Consider the following 20,718-nt stretch of genomic DNA (forward strand, 5'->3'; position numbering starts at 1 on the left):
AGCAATTTGTGGGGATCCCTCAGCCGGGCTGCTGGTGTTTTTGCTTATAATACGCTCACACCAGAGTTTAAACTAAATACTACCTCCATACCTATTTTTGTATTTTTTAAACGTGATGTAACCAACAACCAAAAAGAATAGATTGTAAGCAACAAAAAAAGCTATACCCCGCGTTAACGCATACTGATAGCCAATCAGAAACGAAAGAATTGCACTTATAATAAAGTGAAACTTCATTTGCGGTCTGTAAAAGTGTATGAATCTCATTTAAAGTACCTTTATCATAAGAGTCACTGCTTTTCAGTAATTTCTTTGTTTACTATCGACAACGTTAGATCTCCAGCAGCAGCAGCGCCAGTAGACCCAGCAGAAGTCAGCTGTTCTGAAAGTTTAGGACCTACATATGAAGAAGCAGTAGTATTTGATATCTGGGCAGGAATCCCACCTCTGTTAGACATACTATCAAGTTGAGCAGAAACGGAATTTGCTGATTTTGCACCTGCATAACCACCAATAGCTCCTGTTAGCGCACTCACACCGGCTTTAGTTGCATCTACTTCATTTCCTGCAGCAAGATCAGATGCAACTGAACCGGCAGCATTTGCAAAAGCACTAACCACTGTTGTTTGTTTAACAGCCTGACCAGCTGTAATTGTATTTCTTATGGCTTGTGTAGCAGCCCTGCCTGCAAAACCACCCGTAACAGCACCGACAGCTCCTGCTATTGCTACATCAGCAAGGTTAATTTTTTGTCCTGTTGCTACTTGGGCACCCAATTCAATTGCTGCACCGATTACCACCCCCCAAATAAACTCACCGTCTGGGTCAACATACTTATACGGATTATTATTTGCATAGGTATATCGATTGAACCCCATCGTCGGGTTGCCGCGCTGCATATGCCCGAGGAAGTCTACCGGGTCGTTTGAGTAAAACCTACCGATAAGTGGGTCATAATACCGCTGCTGCATATAGGTTAACTGCAGGTCATTATCTTCTACATGTCCGGTATAACCTGGCTCATCCGATTGAGTCCGAGGGTCTGCATACTTGGCTACGAGCTGGCTGCCTAAGTAGTAATAGTCGGTATAGCCATTGCTTTCATAGGTACTCATCAGAACACCAGCGCTGCTATACAGGCTATAGGTTTTTGCGCCGTTTTTGTTTTTGATTATCCGCCGACCATGGCCATCATATACATAGCTATTGATACCCGAGCTGGCTAAACGGTTTGCCCTGTTAAAGGTAAAGGCTCTTACCCCATTATTAGTGACATTTCCCCGACTGTCGTAGCTAAAGCTCTGGCTCAAACTGCCACTGATACTAGTAAGTTGGTTACTGCTATTGTAGGTGTAACTGATATCCTGGGTACCCAACGTTTTACGCGTGATATTGCCAAGAGCGTCATAGTTAAAGCTGCCGGCCCCCCAAAACCCGTTCGCGGTTTTTAACCGGCCAAGTCCGTCATATGTCATGTTGGTAACACTATTGGACGGCGAGACAGAATCAGTTATCGAGGTAAGATTACTGTTGGCATCATAACTGTACTGCTGTGACAGTAAGTTAGCCGATAGACTTACCCGGCGCTGCTCAGGTCGTTGCTGACTATCTAGTGTTTGTGTAAAGGTTAATGCATTGCCATAGTTGAAGCTTTTGAGCTGGCCATTTGGGAAGTACTGTGCATTAGTCGCATAACTGCCACTACTGAGCGCCCTACCTAGCGCATCAACAGTAAAGCTGACACTCCTGCCAGAGGGATAGACCAACGATGTTAACTGCTCCATAGCGTTATAACTTGGGTCCAATACAAAAGCGAGGTTATCCACCAGAAGTGTTTCTTTTTCAATTTTGCCTTGAGAATTGTATTCATACTCCCAAGAGGTAGCGCCTGAGGTTAACTGAGTGAGATTCCCCTGATTGTCAAAAGTGTAAATGCTATTGCCGCTGCTATCCGGGTAACTGATTTGCCGAATATTCCCCATATTGTCATAGGTATAACTGGTCTTTTCACCCGCGAGCACACTCGCCGTAGCACAGGTGTTACTTGCACCGGACGCCCCTTTTGCTTCCCAAAGAATATCGCCAACCGCATTATAATCGTATGCCGTTGCCCCGACATCCGGACGGTACAGACGACACAACCGCTGCTGCGCATTGTAGTAACGTGACTCTGTTATGCCTCCCTGAACAATACTGGAGACGTTGCCGAATACGTTATAGTTGATGGTTGTACTGACACTTTCAGGTTGACCGATAAGCGAGGGAAGTTTTTGCTCTGGCGAACCAAACGCCCGATAGGTAGTGGTGGTACGGTTACCTAGCGCGTCAACTGTTTCTACTCGATTGTTCGTTAAATAATAATAATCAACCCCCGTATTATCGACGGTGGAGTACTGCCGCTTAACCCGTTGTAAGCCATCGTACAGAGTCGCCTGACCATTTGACTCATAATCATTTTCACTTGGAAATGACGTGAAAACCGGTTGGTTATATGCATCAAACTGCTGACGCACAAATACATTAATATTACGCGCTGTATCACGCTCACGAGTGAGCAATGGCCTGAATAACGCATCCATTTCGATACGCTTTTCATAGGTTCCACGCGTTATCGTTTGAATAAAACGGCCGTTCTGATTGGTGTAGCTGATTGTCGTCGGAGCCCAAGGAGAAGATGGCGTAACGGAAGCCAGTCGTCCCATGGCATCGTAACCATAGGTAGTTGTATGACCGCGAAAATTCGTGACGCTTTCGATTTCACCCCGATCATTAACACTTTGCCAAGCGCTTTGTGTTGCTGATGCGGTATAACGTCCCGGCAGTGTTATTTGCTGTGGAATACCGCGCTTGTAGTTGTTGAACTCGACCCAGCGATTTGCCACGTTATACGTCTGACGTAACACATTGCCGGCAGAAACACCGCTGGTATGGTACGTACTAGTGCTTATAAGCATACCGTATTGATATTCCTGATGCGGCAATAGCTTACTTGCAGAGTTAGCCGCGTAGTACGTTGTCTGGTTTGTCGTGGTCCAGTTGCTGTTATCTGACGATAATTCTGTCGTCGTCGGCAAATTCAGTACCCACATAGCGGTATCATGTTGATAACTCAATCGCTTATAACGTTGTCCACTCGGACCAGATTCTGAAACCAGACCAGGTTGACCGTAAGCATTGTAGTTACTGTATGTAGTAAAAAATGTTGTAGGTGTGCCATTACTGTAACTGGTGGTCTTAACCGTTCCAGGATAAATATTGTTTTCATGCATTGCCTGGTTTTCAAAAACCTTCTGGCATTCATCGCTGATTATCTCGATGACCGGATATTGCGAGGGCTTACATGACACCATTCTTACTTTGCCGGTTTTGGGCGACGTCACATAGCTGGTTTCAACCGCCTGTAACAAGCTGGATGCGTTGGTATCGTAATAAAGCGTTAAGACTTCTTTGCCCTCTAGGACACCGAAGTTTCGATTAAATACATGTACTGTTTTACTGCCATCCGGATTAACAACAGAGGTTGATCGCAAGTCCATCAGTGTGTGACCAGCAGGTGTGAAAGGCAAACCTGACAGTGCAGCGGGTTGAGGTGTTGATATGCTAAGTTGTTTCGGCGAGCCTGCATTCTGAGAATATTGATAGTTCCAAATCAAGGAGCTGCCATTAAACTGCAGTTCCTTTTTGGATATGGCGAGATTCGTTATACAACGACCAACATTGTGATTTCCATACCAAGGTGATGCGCTGCCGCCAGTCGTTGAAAAAGGCACATTCGTTCTACCAAATTGCGTCCCTCGCTGTGTTAGCACGAAAACAGCACCATCCGGATGTGTGATAGTAGAAACTTTATCTACTGGCGATAAAACTGCACAATCCGCCAACGTGGGTTGACTCGCACTTATCCCACCAAAAAGGTCGAACGCTAAACTAAACTCCCATTGCTTGTTATCTGGGCGAATAACTCGTTTCAGGATATCTTTATATAGTAGGTCACGGTTGTCATATACCGTATTGTACTCGTAACGCCATTCCCGACCGTGTGCAGTGATCCGGGATACTCTATCCGTATTCACGCCAGCTTCATAAAAAATGTTGATTTCACGCCCATCTGAGGCGTAAATCCGGCTTAGTTTGTTTGAGTAAGTTAAAAATTGGCCCGAGCTGCCGTATGGTAGCGTTGCTGACTGATACTCGAAGGTCACTTCATTATTAAAGCGATCTCTGATCTTGCTCACCTGAATATTGAGGGTGTAGCTACGTAAGAGAACCGCATGGTCATAGTTGGGGTTGAAGACTTCCCCTTCCTGCTCTACCTGAACCAAGGTAGATGGCACAAGCCGAACCACATCAAAAGTATAGGTTACGCCTTCAGGAGATGTTGCCTCAAAGCCATATCGGTTAGAAAGACAGGTAATTTTCCAATTATCAGCATAACGAGCCTGCTGGATCCCTCCTCCTGCAGTATACGCCATTCTGAGTTTCTGATTAGTTACTCCAGGAATATCCAGTGTATCGCCACTCCAATACTGCATTGGGCCGACAGTCGCAAAATCTGTATCAACCCAGTTAGGCTCTAATTGACCGCAACTTGGCAGGTGGCTGAGTAAACCGGGGCGGTATTCAAGGGTCGTGGTAGTAATACTTGGGATTTCCAAAACCCAATCACCAAGACTTGCATTATTACCCCGGTTATTCTTTGACCCGCGATAGGTGCGGCGAATTTCAACTGGTAACGGGTTATTTCCTTTGAGGGCAATATCAGTATGCTGAAAGGTGACCGTTCCAGTATTCAAATCGACTTTGTCACCAAATAACGCTGTTGTCTCCGGCGTTATATGTTCCTTTACTTCCATTCTTGCTAACGCAAGCTCTGTCATCAATTTAAGCTTGTCATGGCTTCCAGCGGACATCGCTGACATCGTGCCGGCCTTAGCAAACGACTTTGTATTAGTATTCGGATCGACCGCCTGCATAAATAACGCAGACAATTCAGCCAACTCTTCTTTGGTATAAGCGTGAGCCCCAAAAGAGACAACCCCGGCAATCAGTAACGAAATGCTTAACGTAGTTTTCATCATTATTGCTCCTTGCGCTCACCGTAGGGTTTATGTTCCGTTTTCTTAAGCATAACGCCTGACTGATTACTTTCCCCAATCACACTGCCCAGAATATCCGTATGAATGTAAGTAACCGCAGGAGAGGTATTGACCGTAAGAACGTAAGACCAGTCAGAGCATTGTGAGGACGCATTACAACCACGCACTTGATAGCTGTAGATATTGTTCGCACTGACAGTAAAACTATGGCTACGGGTCGTGCCTTTGTTAATTTCGGCTTGCCAAAAGCCATTTAGGTTTTGTCTGATCCGATATGATGTGATGTTAGCTACAGCTCCCCAAACTACGGTCAATGTACTTCCTGAGAATGAGGCAGTTAGGTCCGCAGGCGCTTTTATAAAAACCCCCGGCGTACCGCCTCCGCCACCGGAAACGTTGAAAGTTTGTGTATACGCGTAATCACTGCAACCATGTAAATTGCTGCAAGCCGCAACACGGAACATATAACTATTCCCGGTTGCAAGAAAACGACTTTGGCTGTTGCTATAAAGCACATCGTCGTTGCCCCAGTTGCCGTTTGTCGCCTGACCCAGCACAAAATAGTCATAAGCACCATTAACAACCCATTGTAAATGAACAGTTTGTCCAGAAAGGGTCGCTTGGGTGTACTGCGGTACCTGAGGCGCACAGTAGCTGCCAATGGTTGCCACATCGCAATCCCACATTGGTGTAACCTGCTCTTCGATTTGCTTTTTTTCTTCGGATGGCTGATCCGTTTGTTGTGCATAAGTTGCAGTTACTAAAGGAAATAGCAAAAACAAACGGGCAATCAATAGCGCTCTCAGCATAGACACGACCTCCATGTCAGAATTATTGGCTAAGAAAAGGTGATTTTGACTTAAATTTGAACAGAACGTAATTACACTAGCGGTAGAAAATTAATTGTCAACAGAAAGTTTAAGAGAGGCGTGGCAAAGGGGATAAAGACCGTATCTCGCTGTTATTTGAGAGGCTTATTGAGCCTCTTAAATAGGATCTGGAAAAGACTCATGATCTTCATGAAAGAGCTCTTTACGAAGGTGAAGGTAAAATAAGTCTCCAGCCAGTGCGCTGGCGTTTTTTTGGCCAGTTATTGCCGTAGCGTTTAGACTCGCTAAGCAGTGCCGCTAGGGGTTATAGCTGCGCCGATGATGGGTGAAACATTTACCATGAGTAAGCCTTAATCAGCGTCTGTGTGGTACTGATTTCAAACAGCTCACCCACTAAACGGTATGGCGCGTATACGGTTGGTAGTCGGATTGTACGTGTTAGTTTTTGGCGATTTTCGCCAATACGGTATTACTTTAAATAGAAAGTGTCCGGGTAGCCTTTTTATCCCGCTCACAGGCTGGGGGAACTAACGCTCCGGCGTCACTACTCCAGTTTTCTGGCCCCGGTCAGTAGCGATACTTTCAGTATAGTTAATATTTCATCAATATGCATCATTTTACTAAGTTTTACCATGCTCCATGGGCTCGAGTACAGCTCGTTCAGCAGCGACAATATTTTCAAGTCTATCTAGTGCATATTTCGTAATAGAAAGTATGTTTGTTACATCAGGTCTTTGAAGTAATAAAGTTGCATACTGTAATAGTACTTACTATGATAAAAGTCAGTCTTTATTATCGGCTACATATTATGGCTTCAAGGAGAAGAGGATTTACGGATGCACAGTTTGCGAAGTGGATCAAAGCTGGCCGTGGTGCTGGCGAGTATGCAAGTTATCAGCCTTGGCTAAAAGTATCAGATTTCCCCTCCCTTGGTCGTGTTCATCGTGTTTTTGGGCATAAGTCTCAGCGCACCCATCATTTGCTATCTGATCTAGAGCTGTCGGTTTTCTTGCTACTGGAGTGGCATCGAGAGGTAACGCAGATCCGTGAACAATTCCCGCTGGAGCGAGAGGTGACCCGCCGCTTAGCCACTGAGGCGATGATTGATCATCCCGCTTTAGCAGGTACCGAACAGTATTTATCCTCAGACTTCCTGGTCGACTCCAGCAATGAGCATGAGCCGCGTTTTGCACTGCAGGCAAAGTATAAAGATGCCCTGGATGATGCCCGGACAGTCGAAAAGCTGGAACTGGAGCGGCGTTATTGGCAAGAAAAAGGGTTGCCCTGGTATCTGGTCACTGAAGCGGATATCCCGGAAACCGTGTCGAAGAATATCTCATGGCTTTATCCGTCTCAGCGCCATGAACCGGACGATTCTGAGCTGACACAGCAGCAGATCGAGCTGTATGCCCACCACTTTGCAAAGCGACCAAACCAGACATTGCTGGCCATTTGCAAGGAGTTGGATGCGGCATACGACTTGCCACTTGGCGAATCGCTGTACGAAGTCCGAACCTTGTTGGCCAAGCGCTACTTCACTTTCGACTTGTTCGTACCGGTGAGCAAGCTAAAAGCAAAGGATCTTCAGAGCGGGAATATCCATTTTATCCGGGAGACCTACCTTGTTTCGAATCAATGAGGTTCTGCGGTTTGATGGTCAATGCTACCGGGTGTTGCAGCTGCTGGGTGATTACCTGGTGTGGATCAACATCGATGACGCAGCGTCTTTCCCTGAGCTTGCTTTGGTGGCTGAGCTGCAGGATGCCATTGAGCAAGAGTTGCTTGAGCGTACCGATGATCCCTTTAAATCCTTGGCTTTTGAGTCTCCAGCAGAAGGCAGTATCGCAAAAACGAAGCGTGATAGTAATTATGCGCTCATCAAGCCACTGATTGATTTACCTGATTTTTATAGCCCCAAAAGCCGGGGTCCTGTGGTGGAAGATATCATCCGTGCGAGCGGTACCACCAAGCAAACCGTGTATCGCTTGGCCAAGCGCTTTTGGCAGCGAGGTCAGATCCCAAATGCCCTGCTGCCAGACTACAAAAACTCGGGTGCGAAGGGGAAGCGACGACTTGCCGGTGACAAAAAGCTTGGTCGGCCGCGTAAGCATCAAAGTGGTGTTGGCGCCAAGATAGATGAGTTTACTGAACGTTTGTTTCGTATTGCCATTGATCGGTACCTGTTAAAAGACAAAGGGCATTCCTTTCCTTATGCTCACCGCCGCTTTGAGAGCATGTACCTAAATCACTTCCCGGAAACCCCGCAAGAAGAGCTGCCCAGCAATTGGCAAATGTTGCATTTTTACAAGCGTGAGTACCAGCAAGTGGAAGCGCTGAAGAGGCGGGTGCCAGTTGCTATATACAACAAAGATATCCGGCCTTTGCACAGTACCGCCAATACCCAGGTGCTTGGGCCAGGCTCACGCTATGAAATTGATGCCACCATTGCCGATATCTACCTGGTATCTGACAGTGAGCGGGGCAATATTGTGGGTCGCCCTGTGGTGTATATGGTGATAGATGTCTTTAGCCGGATGATCGCCGGTTTCTACATTGGCTTTGAAAATGCGTCCTACGCCTCTGCCATTCAGGCTTTGTATATGGCCGTGACCGATAAGGTGGCTTATTGCAGGGGATTGGGTTTTGAGATTGAATCAGAAGATTGGCCCAGTGTTGGCTTACCTGATGCGATCTTGGCAGATCGTGGTGAACTGCTTGGCCATCAAATTGAAAATTTGGAGAGTAACTTTGCGCTCCGTATTGAAAACACGCCACCGTACCGTGGCGATGCAAAAGGGATAGTTGAGCGCAACTTCAAAACTATCCAAGCGTCATTTGGTCCTTTTGTGCCGGGGTATGTGACGGGTAACAAAGTGAGAAAGCATGGCGGAAACGACTATAGGCTTGATGCCAAGCTATCGGTAAAGGATTTTGCTCAGATAATCTTGTCCGCTGTACTTTACCAAAATCAGTATGCGGTGCTGGAAAAGTATGACCGTGATGCCGATATGCCGGCAGACTTACCGCTTACGCCAATTCATCTCTGGAACTGGGGCCTGCAACATCGCACCGGGCGTTTACATCATGCGGACCCTACAGCATTACGTATTGCATTACTACCGCGGGAAAAAGCGACGTTATCAGAGCATGGTGCCTGTTTATTTGGCCTTTATTACTCTTCGTCCGAGATGCTACAGCTGGGCTGGACGCATCGAGGCCGACAGGTCAAGCGTCCTGTGAGTCTTGAAGCGGCCTATGATCCTCTAGTTGCCGATCAAATTTACCTGTTCTTTGACAAAGGCAGTAACCATCACTGGATATGTAAATTGACCGATAAGTCCAGAGAATTCCGGGGGGCATCTTTTTGGGATGTCTGGCAGGTGCGGGATGAGCAAAAGAAAACAACCGCAGCAGCTAAAGTTCGTTCAAAAACATATAAACGCCAGCATGAGGAGTTTGTGCTGGAAAAAATACGTGAGGCTGAAAAAGCAGCCCCGGATACCAGCAATATACCCAAAGCTGAGCGGATCCGAGCCATCAACGAAAACAAACGAACCGAAAAAGCCCGTGAGCGATCCGAAAAAGCGCAGCGCCCAGCATTGGAGCAGCAGCACAAGTCTGCCCAAGTTATTCCGTTTGGTGGTAATGAACCCACTCTTGATTATCCGGATTACATTGACGAATTGTTTGGAGACGACGATTAATGCCACTACCTGATCATTACGTCGAGGCTGTTTATAAAGACCCCGGATTGGAACGTTATCGCGGGAATCCCCTTATTGAAGCTCTGCCGCCCATCATGGACTTACAATCTTTAAAAGCAAAGTTAACGGGGAAGATTAAATTCAATCCGAAGGATTGTTTTGAAAAAGGTCATATTCGAGCGCATCAGATTTGCGCCCTACTGGATGACTTTTTTCAGCCCCTGGCAATGCACAAGCAACTCGAAGAGAAGATATCCATTATGATCCGCGCAGGTTATGTTGGACGAAACCTCGCTGATGGCTCGATTAACAAGCTGATGCAAGAAAGCTATGAGCGCATCATGGCAGGGGAAAGTAGCTCATCACGCTTCGTCCAATCGAATTCAACCGCCAAGAGCTTGTCATTGATCGGATGCTCAGGCAGTGGCAAAAGCACTACTATCAATCGTATTCTGGCCACCTACCCGCCCGTCATTTACCACTCGAAGTACAATTTTATCCAGTTACCCTATCTGAGAATGGAATGCCCTTCGGATGGATCATTAAAGAGTTTGTGTTTGAATTTCTTTCGCGAAGTCGACCAACTACTGCAAACAGGGTACGAAGAGAAATACGCCCGCAAACGCCATGGTACAGAGGTATTGCTATCACTGATGGGACAAGTAGCGACTCAGCGAGCGATCGGTGTCTTGGTCATCGATGAGATCCAGCGTTTGACATTGAAGCGTTCAATCAGCAAGGAAGCGATGCTAGAGTTTTTTGTTGCCCTGGTTAATGTGGTTGGGGTGCCGGTGGTCTTGGTAGGTACGCCCAAAGCCCGGCCAATCTTTGAGCTGGAGTTGCAGTCAGCCAGGCGGAGCGCTGGTTTTGGCTCATTATTCTGGGAGCCGATGCTGTGTGAGCCTGTCAGCACAGATCCACGTACCGGCAAAGTGCAAAAAACCGAGTGGATCGCATTCACCGATAAGCTGTGGCAATACCAATGGCTGACAAAGCGGGACGAGGTGCTGAGTGATGAGGTGCGAGACTGTTGGTTCGACTTATCGCAAGGTGTGCTGGATATCGTTATCAAGCTCTTTGTACTTGCCCAAATGCGAGCAATATCCACCGGCCTGGAAAGGATCACTGTTAAGCTGCTGCGTACCATTTATGAGCAGGAGCTAAAACCGGTCCACCCTATGCTGGATGCATTGCGCCGGAATGACCCTCAACTGATAAGCAATTACTCCGATCTGAAGCTACCATCCATTGACAAGCGTTTGCTTGAGCTAAAAGCCTTGATAGATCAGCAGCAAACCAAAAAAGAAGCCGAGCCATCCTTTAGTGGTAACGACAAAGCCATGCGGCTTTATACCATGCTGCAGGCCATGGACTGTGATTCAGGTTTGCTGCAGCCATTGATTGAAAAGGTGTTTAAAGATCATCCGAATTTGTCGTTGCCAGAGCTCAGCCGGGTGGTGTTGGACTGGTATGCAAGCTCAATGAAACCAACAAAGTCGCCCCGGGCAAAAACCGAAAAAATTAAACAGAAAGACTGGCATACATTACCGTCCGATGATCTGCGCTTTAAGTTTTCGCAAGCGGAAAAGGGAAAGCTCTACCTGGGGCTCAAATACGGTAAGGAGTTATTCGATATACCCAACTGGCTGAAAAGAGTCGGTTAAAGATGTTGGGCTTTCCTTTGCCATATCGCGATGAGCTGCTTTATAGCGTCATCGCCAGGCACGGGGTTCATAGCGGTATTGTATCGCCAAAAGAGTTGCTGCGGGAGGTTTTTGGCGATACCAAGATCATTGCGACCCCTGACTTACCCGGTCATTTAACGTTGGTCGCTGCTTTGTACCCACCGAAAGTTGGCCCAACATCGTACGAATTGTTGTACAACCATACTCTTTTTCCGCTGTATGCACCTTTTATTGGTGAGCAACGCCGTCAGCAACTCGTCAATGAGCTGATAGCAAATAAACGACACAGTGCGCATGTCACGGCAGGAGTGGCCGCTTCGCGCATCAAGCAGCCGGAATATCTGCGGTACTGCCCTGGTTGTATGCAAGCACAATACAGCCGTTATGGTGAATGCTATTGGCAAAGAGTCTGGCAGGTCGCTGGTGCAAACGATTGTGCGGTTCATGGAGCTTTACAAAGTGCACCAACACACCGGCATGATGTGCATCGTCATCAGTACCAGGCTGCTTGCTTTCAAGTCTGTGTTATCAAACAACAGGCGATCGGCTGCTGGCAGAGCTGCTTAATTGCCACTAGTATCGAAGCATTACTAAATTTCACTGGGGTACCGGCACCTGAGTTGGTGCAGTGGGGGAATTGGTACCATGATTTGGCCGATGCACAGGGTTTCTGTCGTGGCCTGCAGATAGAACATGAGAAAGTCAGTGCCAAAGTGATTGGCTTTTGGGGCTCAGAATGGTTAGCAAGCCTTGATTTGCTGCCAGAATGCTCAGAAAACTGCTGGTTAAAATCAATATTCCGTAAGCATCGTAAAGCATTTAGCTATCTGCAGCACGTGATAGTGCTGCACGCTTTTCTCGAGCCTGGTTGGTGTTTTACCGATGTGATGCAACAAGTTGCTTCATCAAGGCATCCTGCAAAAGTAACGCCGCCTCAAGTAGCTGTATCGGATAATACGAAACTGGATAACTTCCGCAATCGTTGGTTATCAGCTGCACGCCGCTATGGTGCCAAGCAAGCGCGTGAGAATGGCTTTGGAGATGTGTATGCCTGGCTATATCGGCATGATCGAGACTGGCTAATAGCAACCAACCAACAATATTGCATTAAGCCGAATACGTGCCGATTAAAAGTAGATTGGCGAAAGCGTGACCATGATAATGTCAGAAGGCTGATACAGCTTCGTGATTCAACGGAGCAAGATCTCTGGCCGCCAAGGCGAACAAAGAACTGGTATCTGGCACAATTGCAGCGCAATGCCACCATTGAAAAAAACTTAAAGCACTTGCCACTGTGTCGTTTGTTTTTTGATCGGCATTGTGAAAATATAGAGCAATATCAAATAAGAAGAATTACCCGCATCGTTATTCGCTTGAATTTAGCCGGTGCAGATTTAAAGCGCTGGCAGGTGCTTCGGTTGTCTGGACTGAGTGAAGAGCGGCTCACAGAGTTGGCGCGGGAGTTTCTGCAGGAGATCATTAGAATTTGACCGGTTCTATCCACCTAAAGGGATTTAAAGACGATACCTGGCTAAATGGGATCGGAGATTTGTTTTGTAAAACAGATGGGGTACGTTGGGGCGTCAACTTAAGCATTTATCCGGGTAAGGAAGCGGGATCTGATTCAACGTCCCTGTCCAATGCGCCTTTGTTGGTGCGTAAGAACATCATAAATCCAAGCAAAGATTATTACCCAAATAGCCATGAGCAAAGTTTCGAAATCACCACAACACGGGATTGGGATGTTGTTCGGCTTAAAAACTGTCCTGCCCTTGAGCGTCCATTGCCAAAAGAGCTGCAGCAGTATTGTTTTGAATTCAACATCGAGGGCGGAATACGCGTTTTCTTGCCTCAGTTTGAGCTGGCTCGGGCGCTATTTTTTCATAATGCTTATCTGGCTCGTTCATCCGTTTTGCACGATGTGCTGAGTAATGAGTTCATCACAGAGACTGAGCCGAAATTAAATTGGGCTCATATTCATGTGCTTGATACCTGTAACTGCCCAATAGAGTTATTCAGTGATTATGGCTTTCGTAGGCATCTTTCTTGGTTGTTGCTGGATCAGGAGGTCAGACTCTCCTATGAGAGTATCAGCAGGTACCAGCTTTTGCATAGCGTTGATACTGGTCACTATAGACGCTGGACCTTTCAGTTTGATCCGCCGCCACTTCAGGGAGTGATACTAAACGTCAGAGGAAGGTTTGAGCCGAAAAGCCGATCCCTGCTGGTTTATGAGGTCTTTGGCATCCGTAAGATTGTGCCCAATATCCCTAAAGTGGTTGAGTTCACCAGCCCAAAATTCATAACTTCGGAGGCTGGTAAAGGGAGCAGAGCTGGAGGAGATTCTCGTCGGCCGGATGAGCATAATCTGGATGACGAAAGCGAAGAAAGCGGTGAGAATAAGCCTGTGATGCTGAAAGCAAATCAAGTGGTATTTGAATACGAGCAGGCCATTGAGACCAGAAAAGTAAGTAATAAAACCAAACCAACGGGTGGACGCAAGGATGAGGATGGTGAGCCTAGTGAAGCTTCAAAAGATGTTAGTAGCGAAGAGCAAGGCCCCTTTGGCGACTTACCTAGTGCTGAGTGGGACGCACTGGATGAACAGACCGATGATGCACACCTCTACCTGAATAAATTCGAAAGTTACTTTGAAATGCTGAGATTGCTTGAAGAACAGCATGGTTGTAAGGTGAAAAGGTACCCACTCAGAAAGCTGCCGGCAGTGGGTAGATGCACGATGCACATATTGAAAACCGATGGCAACCCAAGGTGCATGTCGGTTGCTCATGTTACGGTAGGTACCGTTGGATATTACCTGCTAGAGGTTGATACCTCCGATGCCAGTAAGGCATTGTCTACAAAGGTAATCTTGGCATCTGCTGTAGGTGATATAGCTAAGTATCTCAATGAAATAGAAAGGCAGTTGTTGAAGGCATCATTGTCCTGGCCTGTTGGATTGCTAGACCAGCTGTTTGGTAAAAATAGTCATGTCTGGGTAGCTCATCAGCAGTCTAGCGCAGGGGGAGCCTTAACTGCAGATGAAATTAAAAAATGGGCATCCAGACTTTTTACACAGCTTAAACCAAAGGTCTTAGCATAGATTTATTCGTTATCGATGTCGTGCGCCTTAGTCTATTTCATTATCGATGTGCTCTAGAGATTGACCTAACTGCACAATATCGATATAACGGGCCTAAATTTAAGTTGATGACATTGAGTATGCAGCCACACTCGAAGGATGAACGCAAGGCCCTTGGGGCCTATTATACGCCAAGTAACTTGAGCCAGGTACTTTGTGACTGGGCTATCAAGTCACCTGACTCTGTTGTTTTGGAGCCAAGCTTTGGTGGGTGTGGTTTTTTAGAGACTAGTGTTGTTACGTTGAAGGCTTTAGGCTGCAAGAACCCAGAAGATCAGCTCTATGGTGCAGATATTGATGAAAAAGCATTCGGATTTCTCTCCGATAAGTTAGGCCGTATTTCCGCGGTTAGTAATCGATTTATCTGCTTGGATTTTATCCAATCAAATAAACAAGATTTTGGCAATATCACTTTTGATGTTGCCATTGGAAATCCACCTTATGTATCAATGCATAGTATGACTGAGCGGCAAAGGGAAAGCTGTAAGAAAATCCTCAGAGCTTCACCTTTTGCAGATAAAACACTTGGGATAAATGCGAGCTTATGGGCTTTTTTCCTACTGCATACGTTAAGTTTCCTCAAGACAGGAGCTAGGACAGCATGGGTTTTACCAAGTAGTGCGTTGCATGCGGACTATGCAAAAGCGTTATTGGCAATTTACGAAAAGCATTTTGAAACGATTAAAGTAATCAAGTTAAATCAGAGATTTTTCCAATCGTTAGGAGCCGATGAGGTTTCAGTAATTCTTCTGGCTGAAGGCTTTAGCGAAACACCTTCAATCGGACCAAAGACACAATATGCGATTGCTGACGATTTAGATACGTTAAGGGTATTGGTTTCAAATAATTGCACGACACAAGACGCTTTCAGTGATAACTATAAGCACTCGATCATGTCTTCGGATGTGTTACGGAAAATGCTCGAAATTCAAGAGAGCGGTTCTACCGAGAGATTGGGAGAAATAGGTAAAGTCATCATCGGAATGGTTACTGGCGATAACAAGACTTTTGTCATCAGCAAAAAAGAGGCTGAAGCTTTTAATCTGGGTCCTGATGTATTAAAGCCAGTTATTGGACGATTTTCCCAACTGAAGGGTTTGATTCACACTCTATCTAGACATAAAAAGTTGGAGAATGAAAACAGCAAGTGCCTGTTAGTTTGTCCTAGAAGCGTGTCACAAAAACCTAGTCCAATAAGAAGCTATCTCGCTACCGTTGACAGGAAAAAGCGCCATGCAAATAGAACTTTCGTAAAGCGGCCTAATTGGTTTTATCCTGATGATGGCCGTTATCCAGATGCGTTTCTTTCATACATGCTTGATAAAGGCCCTAGGTTGGTAATTAATGCCTCAAGAATAAATTGTACCAATTCAGTACACAGAGTCTTTTTTACTGGTGACATCTCGTATGAGAATAAAAAAGCAATTGCAGCATCCTTTCTATCATCATACTCTCAATTATCAGCTGAAATCGCAGGAAGATCATATGGTTCAGGAGTTCTAAAGCTTGAACCAACGGCTGCAAAAAATATTTCGATTTTTACAAGTAGCAAAGTGCTCAAAAAGTTGTCTTCTATCGTAGCTCAGATAGATGGAATGCTAAGTAAAGGGCTTCTAATCGAAGCTCAAAAACTTGTTGATGAGGCTATTTGTAATGCTGAAGGGATTCCCCGGAAAACTTTTCTTAACTTTTCTAAGTGTGCTGAAGAAATGAGAAATGATAGATATAAAGGGTTGAGGAGAAGTGGTCCTAGAATTAAATCAGATTAAGGAAGGCGCATGGAACATTCTGAAAGTTATTTTGATGGCATCAAAAAAAAGTTGATTGATGAGCTCTCAAGTAATTCGTTAGACATAAGTGAAATACTCTCCCTTTCTACTGAGCTTTCGAAGTTAGACAAAAATAGCGTTAGATTTACAGTTGATGCCGATCATGTAAACCGACTTGGCTTAGAGCTGGTATCAAAAAAAGAAACTGCTTTGTCTGAAATTATAAAAAACTCTTATGATGCTGATGCAGATACTGTGCTTGTTAATTTTATTTATGATCATGTCGGTTCGCGGCTTGAAATTTTAGATAATGGTACAGGTATGAGTCGGGATGAGCTTGTGAATGGTTTCATGCGTATCTCTACCAGCATGAAGAAAAAAGAAGAGTATTCAAGAATATATAATCGAAAACGAGCGGGAAAAAAAGGAATTGGACGTTTCGCCGCACAAAGGCTGGGTTTGAGGCTTACTATTCTCACTAAACGTGATGTCGATGAGGGGGGCTTACGTGTTGAGATTGATTGGCGTGAGTTTGAATCAGAGAAAGAGCTTATCGTCATTTCAAACAAAGTAGTAGAAACTGATGATAGCCATTTTCAGCAATTCAACTTCAAGTCAGGCACGTTGTTGATTATTCATGATTTGCGAGATAACTGGACTGAAAGTCAGGTTAAGAGAGCGTATCGATATGCTTCAGGCTTGCTTCTACCTTTTCCTGTATCAAAGATTAAAAGAATAGATAGCGAACGGGGTAGTAAATGTAGGGATCCAGGATTTTCTGCAGTAATAAAGAGATTTATGGATGGTAATGAGATAGATGTGATCGATACCACTGACATGTATCTTAAGCATGCTCTTGCTGAAATAGAAGGCTGGATTGATGATAAAGGGCAAGGGTTTTGGCGAGTGAAAAGCTCTTATATCGACTATGATTCAGGAGTTAAAAATTACGTAACAAAAACACTTACTCAGTACCAAGAGAAAGATCAAAATACTTTAGAACAGATCAAAGTCAGTGAAGTTCGGAATGTAAGTTTCAAAGCTTATTACTTCAACCCGGGTACTGCTCATGTCCCTAAATTACTAAACTCTACTGTTACAGAAAATCTTAGGGATTTTGGAGGCATTCGGTTGTACAGAAACGGTTTTCGCGTATTACCGTATGGCGAAAAGTTTGACGATTGGTTGAGACTTGATTGGCACACGAAGAGTCGGACGATATTACCACCTGTAGGGAATCAGAATTTTTTTGGGATTGTAGAAATTACTCCTGATACGAAAGGGTATTTTGAAGAAGTTGCATCAAGAGAAGGTCTATTGGAAACAGATTCATTTAATGAGTTAAGGGAATTCGTTTCCTCATCCATTTTGTCAGCAATAGTTGATTTTACCTATGCATTTGGTCAAACCAAAGTTTTTGCAGGAGAAAAGGACTATATTAAAAAGGGAAGAATTTCTTTTAAGGATTCATTAGATGGATTCAGTGAGTCCATAGAAAAACTTGAAAGCTCACCGAGACTGGAACTTAATAAAGTACAACAGATTAACTCCTTATTTAAAGACGGAGTTGAAGAGCATACATCCATCTCTGATGGTTCTAGGGTTGTTCCAATTGAGCTAATAGAAAGTATTGCATTTCAGGCCAAGTATCTACTTGATAAGGCTGAAATGTATCGGATTCTCGCTGGTTTAGGCTTGGCGATGGCCGAGTTTACCCATGAAGTTAAGTTCTCGATATTGAAGGTCTCAGATAACCTATACAAATTGCTAGAGCTATTTCCTAAAGAATACCTATCACAGGAGATAGAGCAAGCCCTTTCAGCTATCGAAAATTTAAGAGCTTATACTTCTTTCTTTGAAGCTAGCTTTCAATCATTAACGGATAAAGAAGGCGAGCTCCTTGATTTAAGAAAGCTTGTTAATGAGTTCCTTGATGCGATAAAAGATACAAAGCATGAAGACGACCAGGTTAGGATTGATATTTCTTTAAATGGATTAGACTTTGTCACCCCTAGAGCGCACCGAGCAAACTTCAATTCTATTTTAGTTAATTTGTACTCTAATGCAAAGAAAGCAATTTATAGAGCCGGTGTAGAAGGGAGAATTCTTATTGAGCTCGAGGAGACTGATGACACTGTAGAAATGGTCTTTAGTGATAACGGCTGTGGAATCTCCAATGAGAACAGAGAAAAGATATTTGATGAGTTCTATACGACTAACACTCAGATGTTTAGTGCAACAGAGAATCAGCAGATGTTGGGGATGGGGCTTGGATTAACGATTGTACGAGAAATCGTAGAAGGCTTAGGGGGTGAAATCGATTTAACCACTCCAAAGGATGGGTATTCGACTTCCTTTCAAGTATCTTTACCAAAAGCAGAAGAAAAGGATATCGAAGATGACTTTTAATATTGCAGTTGTTGACGATGAGGACATAAGTGATTTTATTAACAACATAAGCCTTGATGGACTGACATATAAGCATATCAAGCCCTGTTCATTCCAAGAAGATATAGAGAATATTTCTGATCAACATGATTTAATTTTAATGGATCAGAAGTTAGCGGGGAGCATAGGGAAGATACCATATATGGGAACAACCCTTGTACAAGAGCTAAGAACCAGAATGGCCGAAGGCCATTTGAAACCAAAGCCCGTGATTCTATGGTCAATTGCTGAGAATATAATAAGTTACCAAAACGAAAAGTCTTCTCATAACCTTGTAGATGCGGTTTGGAATAAAGAATGGTTACATCGAAAAAATTTAAGGCAACGTGATGAGTGCGGAAAAAAAATTGAGAGCTTGATATTCGGATACAGGGAAATTACTGCTGCACTCTGTAAGCATAGGTCTGAGGATGATCGTAATGGTAGAGGGCTAGCTGCTGCAATTTTTGGCATTCCGAAAGAGTTTGTTCTTGGCTATCTCCCTGAGCCTGTTTTAGGACACCTGGTTAATAAAAATCATCACGTAACTCACACGCTGTCAAATTTCCTAACGAATGCGATTTTGAGATTCAATGGTTTCCTTATTAATGAACAGACTTTAGCGGCACGGTGCGGGGTTGATATAAGTTGTGGAGATTGGGTAAAGTTAAAAGACAGTAATTTCAGTAAGTTCCGATTCAACGGCATTTATTCTGATTTTTATCGAAGATGGTGGGCTTCAGATTTTGAAGCTTGGTGGTTAGAGGTGATATCTAGCGAGCATCCTGCGAATTTAGATGCCGCTGATAGGGTTAAACTTCTGAATCATAAATTGTCATTGTCACTTTCAACGGCAAGGCCAGCGGAGAATCATCTTGAAAGCAAGTTTTGGCATTGCTGTATTATTAATGATTCACCACTTGATGAAGTAGATAGCTACAAAGTTACTACTTCTGAACGTAGAGAGTGGCAAGAGCAGCTGTATGCCAGCTTTAATGCGATAAATAATAAACTCCATAAAAGTAATGGATATGAATTAACTGCTCGAGATAAAGAGAGGTTTCTGAAAGTAAGAAAAGGAAATTATCATGAATGATGTTGATTTCCTTCGTGCATTAGATGATCTGGCTGAAGTCCTCGAATCATTCTATGGAAAAGGTGTGCGTGATATAAGTGGGCTCAAGCGAGCAGTTTCAAGCTTAAAAAAGCGATTAGTGGATCCAAAACAAAGAGAATATCCACTGAACATTCACATTGCACGCATGAGCTTTGATATACAAGGTAATCACAAGCACACTTTACCTGCAGGAGCTACAGATTCTATTCTAACATTGTCAGTGAAAATATGCTTTCGTGATAAGTTTGCAGTCTTCTCTGATATAGTAGAAATGAGTGTTGACTTTGAGCTGTCTTCTAACGATGAAAATGGTCAGCCTGTGAAAAGTGCCTGGCACTTAGATTATCATGATGTCAAGGGAGATGAACAATTTTCCCACCCCCAATTCCATTTCCAATTTGGAGGAAAAAAACTCAGAGAATCGATTCGCGAAAATAATCGCCATTTTAATACAGGCGAATTACTTCTGATGGAGAGCCCCCGGATCATGCACCCTCCGATGGATCCTATATTAGCAGTTGACTTTGTTTTTGGTAATTTCCTCGGTGATAAATGTTGGAAAGCCCTGCGACAGAAGCGCCCCTTCATTAACATTCACAAGGCAAGTAAGGAGTTATTTTGGAAGCCGTATTTTGAAGGGATCTCTGGATATTTTTCAAACCCGAATGTCCCTTCGCAAGCAAATACCTTGCACCCAGGTTTGTAAGTCCAATGTTGGAGGAATGCTTGCGGAGAACAATTCAATTACTTTATTGCTAAGTAGTAACGAACCATACTCTGCATTCGAATGAGAATGTTATCATAAAGAAAAATTATAAAGGATATGTTGCGTAAGTTGTTTTTGGTGACTACTAACCATAGCATTGTGACAGTGTGAGTATGATACTTTATTACTCCAAGTTTGCCTACTTTGTTCGGGTGCTTGCATTTCAGTATGATACTTTATTT

The 20,718-nt window shown here is 44.4% G+C and carries 11 protein-coding genes; 9 read left to right on the forward strand and 2 right to left on the reverse strand.

Going from position 1 to position 20,718, the window contains the following annotated elements; translation table 11 throughout:
• Positions 1–290: 290 nt before the first annotated feature.
• Positions 291–5,075: an RHS repeat-associated core domain-containing protein gene (locus tag A9165_RS17100; protein WP_176714602.1), complete on the reverse strand. Its 4,785-nt coding sequence runs from the start codon at positions 5,073–5,075 to the stop codon at positions 291–293.
• A 2-nt stretch (positions 5,076–5,077) separates the two neighbouring features.
• Positions 5,078–5,905, reverse strand: coding sequence for a hypothetical protein (locus tag A9165_RS07710; protein WP_065955471.1), 828 nt, complete (start codon positions 5,903–5,905; stop codon positions 5,078–5,080).
• A 793-nt stretch (positions 5,906–6,698) separates the two neighbouring features.
• On the opposite strand from A9165_RS07710, the gene A9165_RS07715 reads away from it, so the two are divergent.
• The 9 genes from A9165_RS07715 (at position 6,699) to A9165_RS07755 (ending at position 20,476) form a co-directional block, all read left to right on the forward strand.
• The gene (locus tag A9165_RS07715; protein WP_255365671.1) at positions 6,699–7,565 is read left to right on the forward strand and encodes a TnsA endonuclease C-terminal domain-containing protein; all 867 of its coding nucleotides are present in this window, start codon (positions 6,699–6,701) and stop codon (positions 7,563–7,565) included.
• A complete protein-coding gene (locus A9165_RS07720) occupies positions 7,549–9,630 on the forward strand; it encodes a Mu transposase C-terminal domain-containing protein (RefSeq protein WP_065955473.1) in 2,082 nt (693 codons plus the stop codon). The genes A9165_RS07715 and A9165_RS07720 overlap by 17 nt, the downstream gene beginning before the upstream one ends.
• The gene (locus tag A9165_RS07725; RefSeq protein WP_065955474.1) at positions 9,630–11,294 is read left to right on the forward strand and encodes an AAA family ATPase; all 1,665 of its coding nucleotides are present in this window, start codon (positions 9,630–9,632) and stop codon (positions 11,292–11,294) included. The genes A9165_RS07720 and A9165_RS07725 overlap by 1 nt, the downstream gene beginning before the upstream one ends.
• Before the next feature lie 2 nt (positions 11,295–11,296).
• On the forward strand, positions 11,297–12,805 hold the full coding sequence (locus A9165_RS07730) for a TnsD family Tn7-like transposition protein (RefSeq protein WP_065955475.1): 1,509 nt from the start codon (positions 11,297–11,299) through the stop codon (positions 12,803–12,805).
• Positions 12,802–14,418 (forward strand): Tn7-like element transposition protein TnsE, encoded by a 1,617-nt coding sequence (locus tag A9165_RS07735; protein WP_083216244.1) that lies wholly within the window; start codon positions 12,802–12,804, stop codon positions 14,416–14,418. The genes A9165_RS07730 and A9165_RS07735 overlap by 4 nt, the downstream gene beginning before the upstream one ends.
• Positions 14,419–14,537: 119 nt before the next feature.
• Complete coding sequence (locus A9165_RS07740) at positions 14,538–16,226, forward strand: N-6 DNA methylase (protein ID WP_065955512.1); 1,689 nt, start codon at positions 14,538–14,540, stop codon at positions 16,224–16,226.
• 9 nt (positions 16,227–16,235) lie between these two features.
• The gene (locus A9165_RS07745) at positions 16,236–18,635 is read left to right on the forward strand and encodes a sensor histidine kinase (RefSeq protein ID WP_065955476.1); all 2,400 of its coding nucleotides are present in this window, start codon (positions 16,236–16,238) and stop codon (positions 18,633–18,635) included.
• Complete coding sequence (locus A9165_RS07750) at positions 18,625–19,749, forward strand: hypothetical protein (protein ID WP_065955477.1); 1,125 nt, start codon at positions 18,625–18,627, stop codon at positions 19,747–19,749. Before A9165_RS07745 ends, A9165_RS07750 begins: the two co-directional genes overlap by 11 nt.
• Positions 19,742–20,476, forward strand: coding sequence for a hypothetical protein (locus A9165_RS07755; protein WP_065955478.1), 735 nt, complete (start codon positions 19,742–19,744; stop codon positions 20,474–20,476). Before A9165_RS07750 ends, A9165_RS07755 begins: the two co-directional genes overlap by 8 nt.
• The last annotated feature ends 242 nt before the right edge of the window (positions 20,477–20,718 follow it).

The sequence above is a fragment of the Alishewanella sp. HH-ZS genome, from assembly GCF_001704375.1.
Classification (GTDB): Bacteria; Pseudomonadota; Gammaproteobacteria; order Enterobacterales; family Alteromonadaceae; genus Alishewanella; species Alishewanella aestuarii.